The following is a 16,566-nucleotide window of genomic DNA, read 5'->3' on the forward strand; positions in this document are numbered from 1 at the left end:
CGGGTGGCGGCTACGCCTTACCCGGCCTACATTTTTGACAAAAAAATCCCCGCCGCGGCGGGGATTGCTATTACTTCAGGTCAAACCGATCCAAATCCATCACCTTCGCCCATGCTGCCACGAAGTCCCGAACGAACTTCTCGCTGGCATCGCTGCTGGCGTAAACTTCGGCCAGCGCGCGCAGGACGGCGTTGGAGCCGAATACCAGATCGGCGCGGGTCGCGGTGTATTTCACTTCACCGCTGGCGCGGTCGCTACCGGCAAACAGTTCATTAGATTCGTCGGTCGCCTTCCACTGGGTGTTCATGTCCAGCAGATTCACGAAGAAATCGGTGCTCAGCACGCCCTCACGGTCTGTGAACACGCCATTCTTGCTGCCGTCAAAGTTGGCACCCAACACGCGCAGGCCGCCGATCAGCACCGTCAGTTCCGGCGCGGTCAGCGTCAGCTGCTGGGCTTTGTCGATCAGCAGCGACTCGGTGGTGGACACATCCACCTGCGCACGGTAGTTGCGGAAGCCGTCGGCAACCGGTTCGAGCAGGTTAAACATCTCGATATCCGTCTGGTCCTGACGCGCATCGACGCGGCCCGGCGTGAACGGTACGTTGACGTAGACGCCTGCGGCTTTCGCTGCCTGCTCAACGCCGACAACGCCCGCCAGCACGATGATGTCGGCCAGTGAGGCTTTGTGAGCGGACTTATAAATCTCTTCCAGTACCGGCAGAGCGCGCACCGCTGCGGCGTTGACATCCCAGCTGCGCTGAGGCGCAAGCGCCAGACGCGCACCGTTTGCCCCACCGCGCTTATCACCACCGCGGAAGGTCGACGCAGACGCCCACGCCACGGACACCAGCTCGCTCACGGACAGGCCGGAAGCCGCAATATCCGATTTCAGGCTTTCAATATCCGCTGCGGTTGGATGGAAGAACGGCTGCGGCAGCGGATCCTGCCAAATCAGTTCTTCTTTCGGCACTTCCGGCCCAAGGTAGCGAGAGATTGGCCCCATATCGCGGTGGGTCAGCTTGAACCACGCGCGCGCGAAGGCTTCGTTAAAGGCCTGCGGATCGTTCAGGAAGCGGCGGGAAATTTTCTCGAATTCCGGGTCAAAACGCAGCGTCAGGTCGGTGACCAGCATGGTTGGCTTGCGTTTTTTCGACGGGTCGAACGGGTCAGGCATGATCTCTGGCGCATCTACCGCCTCAAACTGAATCGCACCTGCCGGGCTGCGGGTCTGTACCCATTCGAATTTGAACAGGTTCTCGAAGAAGTAGTTGCTCCACTGGGTCGGCGTTTGTGACCAGATGACTTCCAGACCAGAGGTGATGGCGTCTGCGCCGATACCGGTGCCGAGCGTGCTGGCCCAGCCCAGGCCCTGCGCTTCAATCGGTGACGCTTCCGGGTCGGTGCCAACATGGGTCGCTTCACCCGCACCGTGGGTTTTACCGAGAGTATGGCCGCCCGCAATCAGCGCCACGGTCTCTTCATCGTTCATGCCCATGTTGCCGAAGGTGGCGCGGATAGCAGCCGCCGCAGACAGCGGCTCACCGCTGGCGTTTGGCCCTTCCGGGTTAACGTAAATCAGGCCCATTTCGGTGGCGGCCAGAGGACGCTTCGCCAGCGCTTCCGGGTCACGGTGGGCCAGCCAGGCTTTTTCATCGCCCCAGTTCACGTCCAGATCCGGTTCCCAGACGTCTTCACGCCCGGCACCAAAACCAAAGGTGCGGAAGCCGGAGTTCTCCAGCGCCACGTTGCCCGCGAGGATAAACAGGTCGGCCCAGGAGATTTTTTGTCCGTATTTTTGCTTGATAGGCCACAGAAGACGACGCGCCTTATCTAGACTCACGTTATCAGGCCAGGAGTTCAGCGGCGCAAAGCGCTGTTGTCCGCGTCCGGCACCGCCGCGTCCGTCAACGGAACGATAGGTACCCGCACCGTGCCAGGCCATACGAATAAACAGGCCCGCGTAGCTGCCCCAGTCGGCTGGCCACCAGGGCTGTGAATCGGTCAGGAGGGCTTTGAGATCGCCCTTGAGAGCAGAGTAATCGAGCTTGCTAAATTCTTTGCGGTAGTCGAAGTCTTCACCCAATGGGTTAGAACGGTTGGAATGTTGGTTCAGAAGGTCGATGCGGAGTTGTTTTGGCCACCACTCTTTACTGCCGGTGCCTGCACCCGCGCTGTGATCGACGCCGCCCTGATGAAACGGGCATTTACCGGCTGATGCCGCATTATTGGTATCGTCTGACGTGCTCATCGCTATGCTCCCTTTAGAGTATTACCGTTACGATATACACCACTAGCAATAAGATATAGTTGAATTAATCCACAGATTCGATAGTTAATACCTTTTAACTTTTCATCTGACTAAAAAGCCCTCACTTTATGAGGGCTTTTTACTGGTTACGCCGGACGAACGCCGAGAGTATGACAAATGGCGTAGCTCATCTCCGCGCGGTTCAGGGTATAGAAGTGGAAGTCCTTCACCCCTTCGCGGCTGAGGATCTTCACCATGTCCATCGCGATATTGGCACCCACCAGCTTGCGGGTTTCCGGGTCATCGTCCAGCCCCTCGTACATTTTTGACATCCAGTGAGGAATACGCACGTTGGTCATATCGGCAAATTTCTTCGCCTGCTTGAAGTTCGACACCGGCAGAATACCCGGAATAATTTCGACGTCGATACCCGCCGAGACGCAGCGATCGCGAAAGCGCAGATAGCTTTCCACGTCAAAGAAGAACTGCGTAATGGCGCGGTTTGCACCAGCGTCCACTTTACGCTTGAGGTTAAGCAGATCCGCCTGCGCGCTTTTCGCTTCCGGGTGGACTTCAGGGTAAGCGGCAACGGAGATATCGAAGTCGGCCACGTCTTTCAGCAGCGCGACCAGATCGGTGGCGTACATGTCCGGCTTACCGCTCCCCGGCGGCAGGTCGCCGCGAAGGGCGACAATGTGGCGAATGCCGTTATTCCAGTAATCCTGGGCGATCGCGCGCAGTTCGTCAGGCGTGGCGTCGATACAGGTCAGGTGCGGTGCCGCTTCCAGACCGGTACGATCTTTAATGCCTTTGATGATGCTGTGCGTACGGTCACGCTCGCCGGAGTTAGCGCCGTAGGTCACGGAGACAAACTTCGGCTTCAGGCTGCTCAGGCGATCGATAGAGCTCCACAGGGTTTGCTCCATTTCACTGGTGCGCGGCGGGAAAAATTCAAAAGAGACGTTAATCTGGCCGTTTACTTCGGCCAGGCTCTGATTCAGGGCTTCCCGCTGGTTGGCGTGAAAAAAGCTCATACCTTACCTCTATCAATCGCATGTCGTTGTTTGTTGTGTTGTGAACTTCTATACGTTTAGACGTCCAGATGTAAAAATGACGGAAAAGCGGAGTGGCGTCAACAGAAATAATCAACAATAACGGTGAGGATTGCTCAGGGAAGATGAGAGAAATTCAGGATGAGGGTGAGAAGGCCCCTCACCCTAACCCTCTCCCCAAAGGGGAGAGGGAACAATGACACCCTCGCCCCTTTGGGGAGAGGGCCGGGGTGAGGGGTGTTACAGCAGCTTAGCCAGGCGGTTAATGTCGGACTGGATCGCCCCGGCAGTCACATCGCGCCCCGCGCCCGGGCCGCGGATCACCAGCGGGTTATCGCGGTACCAGCGGCTTTCGATAGCGAAGACGTTATCGCACGGCAGCAGTGCCGCCAGCGGATGTTCAGGACGCACCGCCTCCACGCCTACGCGCGCTTTACCGTTCGCCTCGAAACGCGCCACGTAGCGCAGCACCAGGCCCATCTCGTTGGCGGCTTCCAGACGCTGTACCATCTGCTCGTTCAGCTCGTCGCCGTTTTCGAAGAAGTGATCCACAGACCCTTCCTCACAGCCCGCAGGCACCAGCGACTCTACGCGAACCTGACCCGGTTCAATGTCATAACCCGCTTCACGCGCCAGGATCACCAGCTTGCGCATCACGTCTTTCCCGGCGAGGTCCACGCGCGGATCGGGCTCGGTTAAGCCCTGCTGCCACGCCTGATCCACCAGGTCGGTAAACGGCACGGTGCCGTCAAACTGCAGGAACAGCCAGGAGAGCGTGCCGGAGAAGATGCCGCTCAGCGCCAGAATGCTGTCGCCGCTTTCAATCAGGTCGCGAACGGTGTGGTTAACCGGCAGCCCCGCGCCAACGGTGGCATTGTAGAGCCAGTGACGACCGGTCTTTTCAAACGCGTCGTGGATCTGGCGGTATTTATCGGTGCTGCTCGCCCCCGCCAGCTTGTTGGCGCTGATGACGTGGAAGCCGTGGCTGGCGAAATCCAGATACTGATCCGCAAGCTGCTCGCTGGCCGTCACGTCCAGCACCACCAGATCGTCATACGGGTGTGCGCGCATCCACAGGAACAGGGACTCTTCATCCTGCTCGACCGCTTCATCGTTAAAGAAGGCCAGCGCGCGGCTGGCGTCCAGCCCTTCGTAGTTCAGCAGGCTGCGGCGGCTGTCCACCACGCCTGCCAGAATAAATTCAAATCCCGTACGCGCAGAAAGCGTTTCCTGCTCGCGGGCGAACAGCTCCAGCCAGCGGGAACCAATATTGCCTTTGCCGAACAGCACCAGGCCAATGCGTTTTTCGGCGCGGAACAGGGAGGTGTGCAGGCCCTGAATCAGGCTTTCGGTTGGGCCCTTACGCAGAACGGCCACCAGGCTGATGCCCTCTTCCGACTGCCAGGTGAACTCCACCGGCTGGCCTTTCAGCTGTTGCCAGAAGCGGTGGCAGTGCAGCGGGTTACGGGTGACGCCCGCGCCCACCATCGCCACCAGGGCCAGACCCTGACGCAGGCGAAGCTCGCCCGGCAGGCCCGCTTCATCCAGAATTTTCAGGGCGCTGTCCGCCACTTCGGCGGTGTAGCAGAACTGCAAGAGCTGGCGGTCGTTATGAACGCCAACGGCCAGCGGACGCACCTGCGCACGCTTCAGAATCAGGTCGATATCTTTATGCGCCAGCCTGAAGTCCTGGCCCGACGGCACCTGGAACTCAATCAGACAAATGTCATCATGGCTGGTAACAATACGCGCGCCCGTACCGGAGGCCAGTACGCGTTCGATACGGGTAGAGCCTTGATCCGGGGTATAGCTGCAGCGCAGCTGCAGGTCGATATCGCTGCCGGAAACCGGCTGCAGCGTACGGGCGTGCAGTACCGGTGCCGCCAGGCGCGCCAGCTCGCTGGCTTCGTCCAGACGCAGCAGCGGCAGCAGGCAGGCATCTTTCACCTTGCGCGGGTCCGCGCTGTATACGCCGGCCACGTCGCTCCAGATGGTGACACGGGACACGCCCGCCAGGGCACCGATTTGCGTTGCCGAGTAGTCCGAGCCGTTACGGCCCAGCAGCACGGTTTCGCCCGCGTTGCTGCGGCTGATAAAGCCGGTGACAACAATGCGTTTGCCCGGATGCTGCACCAGCAGCTGTTGCAGCAGCGGGTAGGACAACCCTTCATCCACCTGCGGCTGCGCGGCGCGTTCGGCGCGCAGAAAATCACGCGCGTCGAGCCAGGCCGCCTCCACGCCCAGATGTTGCAGCACGGCGGCCATCAGGCGCGCGGACCACACTTCACCGTGGCCCACCACTTCGGCATAGACCGCGTCGGTAATGCCGCTGTCCAGCAGGGCCGCCAGGCGCTCAAGATCGTGCGTGAAGGCGCTAATCAGCCCGTCCGCCACGTCCGCAGGCAGCAGGCCGGCAATCAGCTCGCTCTGGTAACGACGTAAGGACTGTTGCACCTGATGCGCAGAAAGGCGATCGGTCTGGCTCAGTTTCAGCCAGCTGATCAACTGGTTAGTGGTGCTGCCCGCCGCCGAGACAACCATCATGTCACCCGGCTGTGAATACTCGGTCATGATCCCTGCAACGCGCAGGTAACACTTCACGTCAGCAAGACTACTACCACCAAACTTGTGCAGTTGACGACCCTTCGCCCCTGCCTGCGCTATCACACTCATGATTACCCCTTGGCTGCGACCCGGAAGCCATTTTCCAGATCGGCAATTAAATCTTCAGAATCTTCAATACCGGTCGAGATACGCAGCAGCGTCTCGGAAATCCCGGCGGCGGCACGTGCTTCCGGTGCCATACCTGCGTGCGTCATGGTCGCGGCGTGGGAGATCAAGCTTTCAACCCCACCTAATGATTCCGCCAGCGTAAACAATGACAGCCCGCTCAGGAAGCGACGCAGCGTTTGCTCGTCACCGTCCAGTTCAAAACTTAACATCGCGCCAAATCCCTTCTGCTGGCGCGCGGCAATCTCGTGCCCCTGATTTTCCGGCAGCGACGGGTGATAGAGCTTCTTCACCAGCGGCTGGGTTTTCAGGAAATCGACGATCGCCTGGGCATTGCGCTGCGCCACTTCCATGCGTGGCGACAGGGTGCGGATGCCGCGCAGCAGCAGGTAGCTGTCGAAGGCGCTCGCGGTGACGCCAATGTTATTGGCCCACCATGCCAGTTCAGTGACAACGTCGGGATCTTTTGCAATCACCACGCCTGCCACCACGTCAGAATGACCGTTCAGATATTTAGTGCATGAATGCAATACAAGATCGGCACCCAGTGCTAACGGGTTCTGAAGGGCCGGACTGAGGAACGTATTATCCACTACACTTATCGCTCCCGCATCCCTTGCGAGCTGACAAATTTTCGCAATGTCGACAACGCGCAACAATGGGTTGCTTGGACTTTCTACCAGAACCAGCTTCGGCTGCTCGGCCAGCGCCTGTTTTAGCGCCTGCTCGTCGTTTTGATCGACAAACAGCACGCGATAGCAGCCGCGCTTCGCCAGGCTATCAAACAGGCGATAGCTGCCGCCGTAACAGTCGTGCGGCGCAACCAGCAGATCGCCAGGCTTCAGGAACACCGTCGTCACCAGGTGGATGGCGGACATGCCGGTATTGGTTAATACCGCGCCAGCGCCACCTTCCAGCTCCGCCAGCGCGCGCTGGGTCACGTCACGCGTTGGGTTGCCACGGCGCGAGTAGTCATGCGCGCGGGGTTCATTAAATCCGGTGAAATTGTAGGTACTGGAAAGATGAATCGGCGGGACAACGCAGCCGTACTGTTCGTCATCGTTCAATCCGCTACGCACTGCGATGGTGGCCTGTTTACGCGTCATGGTGAAGGCTTCCTGGCGAAAGAGGTGAAAAGTCAGGCACCAGAGTAAACATTGAAAGTATGGACGTCAATACATCTGGACATCTAAACTTCTTTGCGTATAGATTGAGCAATGCGCAAATAGCCGTTAAAATTATATGCTTTAGTGCACGCTGCAGCGGCAATATCCGTGCCACGGTATCGTCTCTACGGTAAACTAGGCAAGATTACGGTTCAAAACGGGCGTTTACAGGTTTTGCACCTTTAGATAAATGACTGAGAGGATTAAAGGTATCTCATGGCTGAATGGAGCGGCGAATATATCAGCCCATACGCTGAGCACGGTAAGAAGAGTGAACAAGTAAAGAAAATTACGGTTTCCATTCCTCTGAAGGTGTTGAAGATCCTCACCGATGAACGTACGCGTCGTCAGGTGAACAACCTGCGTCATGCGACCAACAGTGAACTGCTGTGCGAAGCGTTCCTGCATGCGTTTACCGGTCAACCGTTGCCGAACGATGAAGATCTGCGCAAAGAGCGCAGTGATGAAATCCCGGAAGAGGCGAAGGTGATCATGCGTGAACTGGGTATCGACCCGGATACGTGGGAATACTAACTGCGGTGCGATCCCGCTGAGAGTGCTCAGCGGGATGGTTTCTCAGAAGTTATAGCCTAAGCCAACGCGCAGGCGCGTCTGGCGATCGTCACTGGTGGCGGTGTTATAGCCGGAGGAGACGTTACCTACCTCCACAAACGGTATCCACGAGTCGATGTTATACGCCACGCGGAAGTTATATTCGTAATCTTCTTTTTTGTTGTTGTACAAATCTTCGTTGTCGGCAAATTTATAAATACCGTTTAGCTCGAACATCCAGTTATCAATATTATATCCCAGCCACATTTCCGGACGATAAACCATACGGTCATCTTTACCGTCCGCATTGCGGCGGGTGTATTCCGTACGATAGCGGAACGCCGTCCACCAGCTGTCGTTAATATTATACTGCACGCGTAAATAAGGCTTGTAGATAGCCATATCGTCGCCCATTTCAACGGCGACGCCCGGCTGCCAGATAAATCCATGCCAGGTGAACTGGTAGCTGGCGGTATATTCGTTGCTGTTACTTTCCATATTATTAAGCGCGTCGTTTGACTGCTTATTATCGGAACGCGATACCGCCTCAACGGCGACGCCAAAGCCGGTGCCAAAGCGGTGCGACATGTACACACGGTCGTAGTTACGCCCGTCGTCGTAATACTCGTGTCGGTAATCCACATACCCCGCCTGCGCCGCGCAGGAGATTAATGGCAGCACAAATAAGAGTTGCTTCAATTTCATAACATTTCCCTCGAAGTAAACACGCCCTGAAAGCCATTTTGTTTGAAATGGCAAATAAGAATTGATGTCGAGCGAAGTGTAATTTTACAAATTGAGGGAAACCTTTTATTTTTTGACACACAAAGAATAATTGTGGCAAAGAACTCAAGAAAATGAAGATGCAGTTCACTATCCGTTAAAGAATACACCAGACAAATATATTAAAACCGGCCGCGCGTTATTAATTATTTGAGAGGCAAATATAATATAAGAATTTATTCAGGAGGGATATTACAGGCACAAAAAAACCGCCCGAAGGCGGCTTCTTCTGGATGCTTATTTAGCGCCCGGGATGCTGAAACGCTTGTTGAAGCGGTCAACACGGCCACCGGTTGCAACATCACGCTGCTTACCAGTGTAGAACGGGTGGCATTTGCCGCACACGTCCAGGTTCAGATCGTGACCCACGGTGGAGCGGATCTGGATAGAGTTACCGCAAGAGCAGTTTGCAGTAATCATTTCGTATTTCGGGTGAATATCTTTTTTCATGGGAGAACCTCAGTTAAGGCCGCGTCGCTCTTCCAGCCCTAACGCCAGACACCACGCGATGTTGAATGTAATTTCTCTGGCGTAATATACACCAAAGGCGGCGAATCATACAGAATTTGACCAGCGTATGCAAACTGATCCGCACGCCGCTTTCACTAATGTGTATACTAACGCGCCACTTTTCAAGTCAGGAAGATTCGATGCCCGTCGCTCACGTTGCCCTGCCCGTTCCGCTCCCCCGCACCTTTGACTATCTGCTGCCCGACAGCATGAGCGCCAAAGCGGGCTGCCGCGTGACCGTGCCGTTTGGCAAACAGCAGCGCGTGGGGATCGTGGTTTCCGTCAGCGAGAAAAGCGAGTTGCCGCTCAATGAGTTGAAATCGGTTGTTGAGGTACTGGACAGCGAGCCGGTTTACTCCACCAGCACCTGGCGACTTCTGCTGTGGGCGGCGGATTATTATCACCACCCCATTGGCGACGTCCTGTTCCACGCCCTGCCGATCATGCTGCGCCAGGGCAAAAGCGCCAGCCATGCGCCAATGTGGTACTGGTTTGCTACCGAGCAGGGTCAGGCCGTGGACATTAACAGCCTGAAGCGTTCGCAGAAACAGCAGCAGGCGCTCGCGGCACTGCGTCAGGGGAAAATCTGGCGGCATCAGGTCGACGAGCTTGAGGTGAGCGAAGCCGCGCTACAGGCATTAAGAAAGAAAGGGCTGAGCGAACTGGCAAGCGAAGCGCCCGCCCTTCACGACTGGCGCGACGGCTTCTCCGTCTCCGGCGATCGCCTGCGCCTGAACACCGAGCAGGCCACCGCCGTGGGGGCGATTCACAGCGCCTCGGACCATTTTTCCGCCTGGCTGCTGGCGGGCGTCACCGGCTCGGGTAAAACTGAAGTCTACCTGAGCGTGCTGGAAAACGTGCTCGCTCAGGGCAAACAGGCGCTGGTGATGGTGCCAGAAATTGGCCTGACGCCGCAGACCATCGCCCGCTTCCGCGAACGCTTTAACGCGCCCGTTGAGGTGCTGCACTCCGGGCTAAACGACAGCGAACGCCTCAGCGCCTGGCTCAAAGCCAAAAACGGCGAAGCGGCGATTGTGATCGGCACCCGCTCGTCGCTGTTTACGCCGTTTAAAAATCTTGGCGTTATCGTGATCGACGAAGAGCACGACAGCTCCTATAAACAGCAGGAAGGCTGGCGCTATCACGCCCGCGATCTGGCGGTGTATCGCGCCCACAGCGAACAAATACCCATCATTCTCGGCTCCGCAACGCCCGCCCTTGAAACGCTGCACAACGTTCGCCAGCGTAAATACCACATGCTGCGCCTGACGCGCCGCGCGGGGAACGCGCGCCCGGCCATTCAGCACGTGCTGGATCTCAAAGGCCAGCAGGTGCAGGCCGGGCTTGCGCCGGCATTGATTACCCGTATGCGCCAGCACCTGCAGGCGGGCAACCAGGTGATTCTGTTCCTGAACCGGCGCGGATTCGCACCCGCCCTGCTGTGCCACGACTGCGGCTGGATTGCGGAATGCCCCCGCTGCGATCATTACTACACTTTTCATCAGGCCCAGCGGCATTTGCGCTGCCACCACTGCGACAGCCAGCGCCCGGTGCCGCGCCAGTGCCCGTCGTGCGGCTCAACGCATATCGTGCCGGTCGGTCTGGGTACGGAACAGCTGGAACAGGTGCTTGGCCCCTTCTTCCCTGACGTGCCGATTTCCCGAATTGACCGGGACACCACCAGCCGTAAAGGCGCGCTGGAACAGCAGCTGGCGGAAGTCCATCGCGGTGGCGCACGCATCCTGATTGGCACCCAGATGCTGGCCAAAGGGCATCACTTCCCGGACGTCACGCTGGTCGCCCTGCTGGACGTTGACGGCGCGCTGTTCTCAGCGGATTTCCGTTCAGCCGAACGCTTCGCCCAGCTTTATACGCAGGTGGCCGGGCGTGCCGGACGCGCGGGCAAGCAGGGCGAAGTGGTACTGCAAACGCACCATCCGGATCATCCGCTGCTGCAAACCTTGCTGCATAAAGGCTATGACGCCTTTGCCGAACAGGCGCTGGCCGAACGCCAGACCATGCAGCTGCCGCCGTGGACAAGCCACGTCATCATCCGCGCGGAAGATCATAACAACCAGCAGGCGCCGCTTTTTCTGCAGCAGCTAAGAAATCTCCTGCAGGCCAGCCCGCTGGTGGATAATCAGCTGTGGATATTGGGCCCGGTTCCGGCGCTTGCCCCGAAACGCGGCGGGCGCTTCCGCTGGCAGCTTTTGCTCCAGCACCCTTCGCGCATACGCTTACAACACATCGTCAGCGGCACGCTGGCGCTCATCAATACCCTGCCAGAAGCGCGTAAAGTGAAGTGGGTTCTTGACGTCGATCCGATTGAAGGCTGAATACGGATCGAAAAATTTAACGCTCCTCACACTTTTTATGAAAATTCTGTAACCGATTCCATTAACTATCTGTAAAAATGGGATCGTCAGAAGTTCGGTGTTCAGGCGAGGAGAAGACGTTGAAGTCCAGGAAAGAGGTTGCCACGGCGACCATGAAAGACGTTGCTGAGAAAGCACAAGTCTCTACAGCAACCGTGTCCCGCGCATTAATGAACCCGGATAAAGTCTCTCAGGCAACCCGCAACCGGGTTGAACAGGCTGCGCTGGAAGTGGGCTATTTCCCGCAGGCGATGGGGCGTAACGTGAAGCGCAACGAGTCGCGCACTATCCTGGTGATTGTGCCGGACATCTGCGATCCCTTCTTCAGCGAGATTATCCGCGGCATCGAAGTGACGGCTGCGGAGCAGGGCTACCTGGTGCTGATTGGCGACTGCGCCCACCAGAATCAGCAGGAAAAAACCTTCATCGACCTCATTATCACCAAGCAGATTGACGGTATGCTGCTGCTTGGCTCCCGCCTGCCGTTTGATGCCAGCATCGAAGAACAGCGCAATTTGCCGCCAATGGTGATGGCCAACGAGTTCGCGCCGGAACTGGAGCTGCCGACGGTTCATATCGATAACCTGACGGCGGCCTTTAATGCCGTGAATTACCTCCAGGAGCTGGGGCATAAACGCATTGGCTGTATCGCCGGGCCGGAAGAGATGCCGCTCTGCCACTACCGCCTGCAGGGCTACGTTCAGGCGCTGCGCCGCACCGGTGCCATCGTCGATCCACACTACATTGCGCGCGGTGACTTTACCTTTGAAGCGGGGGGTCAAGCGCTCGAGAAGCTGCTGGCGTTGCCTGAACCGCCGACGGCCGTGTTCTGCCATAGCGACGTGATGGCGCTGGGCGCGCTCTCCCATGCTAAACGCCGGGGTTTGCGCGTGCCAAAAGACCTGTCGATTATCGGGTTCGATAATATTTCGCTTTCAGAATTTTGCGATCCGCCGCTCACCACCGTTGCCCAACCGCGTTACCAGATTGGCCGTGAAGCCATGCTGCTTCTGCTGGATCAACTGCACGGTCAAACAGTTAGCAGCGGCTCGCGGCTGCTGGACTGCGAACTGATTATTCGCGGCTCTACCCAGGCATTGACTTAAAGTAAATGCCTTTAGGACACCCTTATCTGGTCAAAGCCCCGCCGCTTAAGTAACATGGCGGACTGACGAACGAATAAAGACAGCGAAACGATAGTGGCACAACGAGATTATGTACGTCGCGGCCAGCCGGCACCTTCGCGACGCAAAAAGAGCAGTTCAAAAAGCAAGCAACGCAACCTGCCTGCCGTCTCGCCAGCAATGGTCGCTATTGCTGCGGCTGTACTGGTGGCCTTTATTGGCGGCCTGTACTTTATTACGCACCATAAAAAAGAAGAGTCTGAGGCCCTTCAGGGTAATAAGGTGGCCGGTAATGGCCTGCCGCCGAAGCCTGAAGAACGCTGGCGCTATATTAAAGAGCTGGAAAGCCGCCAGCCTGGCGTGCGTGCGCCTACCGAGCCTTCAGCCGGTGGCGAAGTGAAAAATGCCGATCAGCTGACGGACGAACAGCGCCAGCTTCTGGCACAGATGCAGGCCGATATGCGTCAGCAGCCTACGCAGCTGAATGAAGTGCCGTGGAACGAACAAACGCCGGCGCAGCGTCAGCAAACGCTACAGCTGCAGCGTCAGCGCCAGGCGCAAATTCAGCAGCAGCAACAGCAGCAGTGGACGCAAACTCAGCCGGTACAGCAGCCGAAAGCACAGCCACAGCAGCAGGTGCGCACGGTGCAATCTCAGCCTGTTCAGCAGCCAAAAGCGCAGCCGCAAAAGCAAACGTCACAGCCGTATCAGGATCTGCTCCAGACCCCAGCGCACACCACCGCGCAGCAGCCGAAAACGCAGCAGGCCGCGCCGGTCACCAAAGAGACCGAAGCGCCGAAGCAAACGGCTGAGAAGAAAGACGAGCGCCGCTGGATGGTGCAGTGCGGTTCGTTTAAAGGTGCAGAACAGGCCGAAACGGTACGTGCTCAGCTGGCCTTTGAAGGGTTTGATTCACGCATTACCACCAATAACGGCTGGAATCGCGTGGTGATTGGCCCGGTTAAAGGCAAAGAGAATGCCGACGGCACTATCTCTCGTTTGAAAGTAGCCGGTCACACAAACTGCATTCGACTCGCCTCCGGGGGTTGAAACCCCCAAAATCCCCCCCATCTATCATTTAATTCAGCCCTGAGCACTGGCTCAGGGCTTCTGTTTCCCGAATTTGTAACCAGGGGGTCTGCTCGTGACAACAATAGTAAGTGTACGCCGTAACGGCCATGTGGTAATCGCCGGTGATGGCCAGGCCACGCTGGGCAATACCGTCATGAAGGGCAACGTGAAGAAAGTGCGTCGTCTTTACAACGACAAAGTGATCGCCGGTTTTGCAGGCGGCACGGCGGACGCCTTCACGCTGTTTGAACTGTTTGAACGCAAACTGGAAATGCACCAGGGTCATCTGGTGAAAGCCGCCGTTGAGCTGGCAAAAGACTGGCGTACCGACCGTATGCTGCGCAAGCTCGAAGCGCTGCTGGCCGTGGCCGACGAAACCGCCTCGCTGATCATCACCGGCAACGGTGACGTCATTCAGCCAGAAAACGACCTGATTGCCATCGGCTCTGGCGGCCCGTACGCCCAGGCTGCAGCCCGCGCGCTGTTGGAAAACACCGACATGAACGCACGCGATATCGCGGTGAAGGCGTTGGATATTGCAGGTGATATCTGCATTTATACCAACCATAACCACACCATCGAAGAATTGACCTCCAAAGCGTAAGGATCTCCCATGTCTGAAATGACCCCACGCGAAATTGTCAGCGAACTGAACAAACACATTATCGGCCAGGACAACGCCAAGCGTTCCGTGGCGATCGCCCTGCGTAACCGCTGGCGTCGTATGCAGCTTGATGAAGAGCTGCGCCACGAAGTGACGCCGAAAAACATTCTGATGATCGGCCCGACCGGCGTCGGTAAAACTGAAATCGCCCGTCGTCTGGCGAAGCTGGCTAACGCGCCGTTCATCAAGGTGGAAGCCACCAAATTCACCGAAGTGGGCTACGTGGGTAAAGAAGTGGACTCCATCATCCGCGATCTGACCGATTCGGCAATCAAGATGGTGCGCGTTCAGGCTATCGAGAAAAATCGCTACCGCGCCGAAGAGATGGCCGAAGAGCGTATTCTCGACGTGCTGATCCCACCGGCGAAGAACAACTGGGGCCAGTCTGAACAGCAGGCTGAGCCTTCCGCCGCGCGCCAGGCATTCCGCAAGAAGCTGCGTGAAGGCGAGCTGGACGACAAAGAGATTGAGATCGATCTTGCTGCCTCGCCAATGGGCGTAGAAATCATGGCGCCTCCCGGCATGGAAGAGATGACCAGCCAGCTGCAGTCCATGTTCCAGAACCTGGGCGGCCAGAAGCAAAAGGCACGCAAGCTGAAAATCAAAGACGCGATGAAGCTCCTGATTGAAGAAGAAGCGGCGAAGCTGGTGAACCCGGAAGAGCTGAAGCAGGATGCGATCGACGCGGTTGAGCAACACGGCATCGTGTTTATCGACGAAATCGATAAGATCTGTAAGCGCGGCGGCAACAGCTCCGGCCCGGACGTGTCCCGCGAAGGCGTTCAGCGCGACCTGCTGCCGCTGGTTGAAGGCTGCACCGTCTCTACCAAGCACGGTATGGTGAAAACGGACCACATCCTGTTCATCGCTTCAGGTGCGTTCCAGGTTGCCAGCCCGTCTGACCTGATCCCTGAGCTGCAGGGTCGTCTGCCCATCCGCGTTGAGCTGCAGGCGCTGACCACTGAAGATTTCGAGCGCATCCTGACCGAGCCAAACGCCTCTGTTACCGTTCAGTACAAAGCGCTGATGGCGACCGAAGGCGTGAATATCGAGTTCACCGAAGACGGTATCAAACGTATCGCCCAGGCCGCATGGCAGGTGAACGAAACCACCGAAAACATCGGTGCGCGTCGTCTGCACACCGTGCTGGAGCGACTGGTGGAAGATATCTCTTATGATGCGAGCGACCTTAACGGTCAAACCATTACCATTGACGCAGATTATGTGGGTAAACACCTGGATGCGTTAGTGGCAGATGAAGATCTGAGCCGTTTTATCCTATAATCGCGGTTATTGCATTTTCATCACTGTTGATGGGGGCTAATGCCCCCATTTTTATTGGCTAAATAACTATGACTGATATCAGCCGTACTCAGGCGTGGCTCGAGAGTTTGCGCCCAAAAACACTTCCTCTGGCATTCGCTGCGATTATTGTCGGCACCGCCCTCGCCTGGTGGCAGGGTCATTTCGATCCGCTGGTCGCCGGGCTTGCGCTTATTACCGCGGGCCTGCTGCAAATTCTCTCCAACCTCGCCAACGACTATGGCGATGCGGTGAAAGGCAGCGACAAGCCCGACCGCATCGGACCGCTGCGCGGAATGCAGAAAGGCGTTATTACTCAGGCGCAAATGAAGCGCGCGCTGATAATCACCGTGGTGCTGATTTGCTTGTCCGGCCTGGCGCTGGTCACGGTCGCGTCTAAAACCGCCAGCGATTTTATTGGCTTCCTGGTGCTGGGTTTGCTGGCGATTATCGCGGCCATTACCTACACCGTCGGCACGCGTCCTTACGGTTATATTGGGCTGGGTGATATCTCCGTGCTGGTGTTCTTCGGTTGGCTGAGCGTGATGGGAAGCTGGTACCTGCAGGCACATACCGTCGTTCCTGCCCTGTTCCTGCCCGCCACCGCCTGCGGCCTGCTGGCGACAGCCGTGCTGAATATCAACAACCTGCGCGATATCGACAGCGACCGTGAGAACGGCAAGAACACGCTGGCCGTGCGCCTCGGGCCAGTGAACGCGCGTCGTTATCACGCCTGCCTGCTGATGGGTTCTCTGGCGTGCCTGGCGCTGTTTAACCTGCTTTCCCTGCACAGCCTGTGGGGTTGGCTGTTTGTGCTGGCTGCACCGCTGCTGATTAAGCAGGCGCGGTTCGTGATGCGCGAGCTCAGCCCTGCCGCCATGCCGCCAATGCTGGAACGCACGGTTAAAGGCGCGCTGCTGACTAACCTGTTGTTCGTCATTGGGATTGTCCTCAGCCAGACGCTGAGTTAACTGACAAATATCAAT

At 57.4% G+C, this 16,566-nt stretch carries 13 protein-coding genes; 7 read left to right on the forward strand and 6 right to left on the reverse strand.

Features of this window, described 5'->3' with window-relative positions; genetic code table 11:
- Nucleotides 1-70 precede the first annotated feature (70 nt).
- The 4 genes from katG to metB form a co-directional block, all read right to left on the reverse strand.
- Nucleotides 71-2,251, reverse strand: coding sequence for a catalase/peroxidase HPI (gene katG / locus VPX56_RS22315; RefSeq protein ID WP_326468975.1), 2,181 nt, complete (start codon nucleotides 2,249-2,251; stop codon nucleotides 71-73).
- Between the two features lie 146 nt (nucleotides 2,252-2,397).
- Nucleotides 2,398-3,285, reverse strand: coding sequence for a methylenetetrahydrofolate reductase (gene metF / locus VPX56_RS22320; RefSeq protein ID WP_131635637.1), 888 nt, complete (start codon nucleotides 3,283-3,285; stop codon nucleotides 2,398-2,400).
- A gap of 258 nt (nucleotides 3,286-3,543) precedes the next feature.
- Entirely contained in the window at nucleotides 3,544-5,976 is a 2,433-nt protein-coding gene (locus VPX56_RS22325) for a bifunctional aspartate kinase/homoserine dehydrogenase II (RefSeq protein ID WP_131635636.1), read from the reverse strand.
- A gap of 2 nt (nucleotides 5,977-5,978) precedes the next feature.
- Nucleotides 5,979-7,139 (reverse strand): cystathionine gamma-synthase, encoded by a 1,161-nt coding sequence (gene metB / locus VPX56_RS22330; protein ID WP_131635635.1) that lies wholly within the window; start codon nucleotides 7,137-7,139, stop codon nucleotides 5,979-5,981.
- A 276-nt stretch (nucleotides 7,140-7,415) separates the two neighbouring features.
- On the opposite strand from metB, the gene metJ reads away from it, so the two are divergent.
- Nucleotides 7,416-7,733: a met regulon transcriptional regulator MetJ gene (metJ, locus tag VPX56_RS22335; protein WP_007369220.1), complete on the forward strand. Its 318-nt coding sequence runs from the start codon at nucleotides 7,416-7,418 to the stop codon at nucleotides 7,731-7,733.
- Between the two features lie 42 nt (nucleotides 7,734-7,775).
- Here the strand turns inward: metJ and VPX56_RS22340 are convergent, their stop codons facing one another.
- Both VPX56_RS22340 and rpmE read right to left on the reverse strand, forming a co-directional pair.
- Nucleotides 7,776-8,456: an oligogalacturonate-specific porin KdgM family protein gene (locus VPX56_RS22340; RefSeq protein WP_326468982.1), complete on the reverse strand. Its 681-nt coding sequence runs from the start codon at nucleotides 8,454-8,456 to the stop codon at nucleotides 7,776-7,778.
- 315 nt (nucleotides 8,457-8,771) lie between these two features.
- The gene (rpmE, locus tag VPX56_RS22345) at nucleotides 8,772-8,984 is read right to left on the reverse strand and encodes a 50S ribosomal protein L31 (RefSeq protein WP_003862040.1); all 213 of its coding nucleotides are present in this window, start codon (nucleotides 8,982-8,984) and stop codon (nucleotides 8,772-8,774) included.
- Nucleotides 8,985-9,184: 200 nt separating this feature from the next.
- Here rpmE and priA point away from each other — a divergent pair, with 200 nt between their 5' ends.
- From priA to menA, 6 genes are all read left to right on the forward strand, one after another.
- A complete protein-coding gene (gene priA / locus VPX56_RS22350; RefSeq protein ID WP_326468984.1) occupies nucleotides 9,185-11,380 on the forward strand; it encodes a primosomal protein N' in 2,196 nt (731 codons plus the stop codon).
- A 119-nt stretch (nucleotides 11,381-11,499) separates the two neighbouring features.
- Nucleotides 11,500-12,525, forward strand: a complete 1,026-nt coding sequence (gene cytR, locus VPX56_RS22355) for a DNA-binding transcriptional regulator CytR (RefSeq protein WP_131635631.1) — start codon at nucleotides 11,500-11,502, stop codon at nucleotides 12,523-12,525.
- Between the two features lie 93 nt (nucleotides 12,526-12,618).
- Nucleotides 12,619-13,593: a cell division protein FtsN gene (ftsN, locus tag VPX56_RS22360; RefSeq protein WP_263610990.1), complete on the forward strand. Its 975-nt coding sequence runs from the start codon at nucleotides 12,619-12,621 to the stop codon at nucleotides 13,591-13,593.
- Between the two features lie 94 nt (nucleotides 13,594-13,687).
- Nucleotides 13,688-14,218, forward strand: a complete 531-nt coding sequence (gene hslV, locus VPX56_RS22365; protein ID WP_008501802.1) for an ATP-dependent protease subunit HslV — start codon at nucleotides 13,688-13,690, stop codon at nucleotides 14,216-14,218.
- A gap of 9 nt (nucleotides 14,219-14,227) precedes the next feature.
- Complete coding sequence (gene hslU, locus VPX56_RS22370; RefSeq protein ID WP_131635629.1) at nucleotides 14,228-15,562, forward strand: HslU--HslV peptidase ATPase subunit; 1,335 nt, start codon at nucleotides 14,228-14,230, stop codon at nucleotides 15,560-15,562.
- A gap of 62 nt (nucleotides 15,563-15,624) precedes the next feature.
- Entirely contained in the window at nucleotides 15,625-16,551 is a 927-nt protein-coding gene (menA, locus tag VPX56_RS22375) for a 1,4-dihydroxy-2-naphthoate polyprenyltransferase (protein WP_131635628.1), read from the forward strand.
- The last annotated feature ends 15 nt before the right edge of the window (nucleotides 16,552-16,566 follow it).

Source organism: Enterobacter wuhouensis, assembly GCF_035835995.1.
Classification (GTDB): Bacteria; Pseudomonadota; Gammaproteobacteria; order Enterobacterales; family Enterobacteriaceae; genus Enterobacter; species Enterobacter wuhouensis.

Bases quoted from the DNA above. Each gene is read 5' to 3' on its own strand.
- katG (WP_326468975.1), bottom strand. From the start codon at position 2,251: ATGAGCACGTCAGACGATACCAATAATGCGGCATCAGCCGGTAAATGC.
- metB (WP_131635635.1), bottom strand. From the start codon at position 7,139: ATGACGCGTAAACAGGCCACCATCGCAGTGCGTAGCGGATTGAACGAT.
- rpmE (WP_003862040.1), bottom strand. From the start codon at position 8,984: ATGAAAAAAGATATTCACCCGAAATACGAAATGATTACTGCAAACTGC.
- VPX56_RS22340 (WP_326468982.1), bottom strand. From the start codon at position 8,456: ATGAAATTGAAGCAACTCTTATTTGTGCTGCCATTAATCTCCTGCGCG.
- metJ (WP_007369220.1), top strand. From the start codon at position 7,416: ATGGCTGAATGGAGCGGCGAATATATCAGCCCATACGCTGAGCACGGT.
- metF (WP_131635637.1), bottom strand. From the start codon at position 3,285: ATGAGCTTTTTTCACGCCAACCAGCGGGAAGCCCTGAATCAGAGCCTG.
- hslU (WP_131635629.1), top strand. From the start codon at position 14,228: ATGTCTGAAATGACCCCACGCGAAATTGTCAGCGAACTGAACAAACAC.
- VPX56_RS22325 (WP_131635636.1), bottom strand. From the start codon at position 5,976: ATGAGTGTGATAGCGCAGGCAGGGGCGAAGGGTCGTCAACTGCACAAG.
- priA (WP_326468984.1), top strand. From the start codon at position 9,185: ATGCCCGTCGCTCACGTTGCCCTGCCCGTTCCGCTCCCCCGCACCTTT.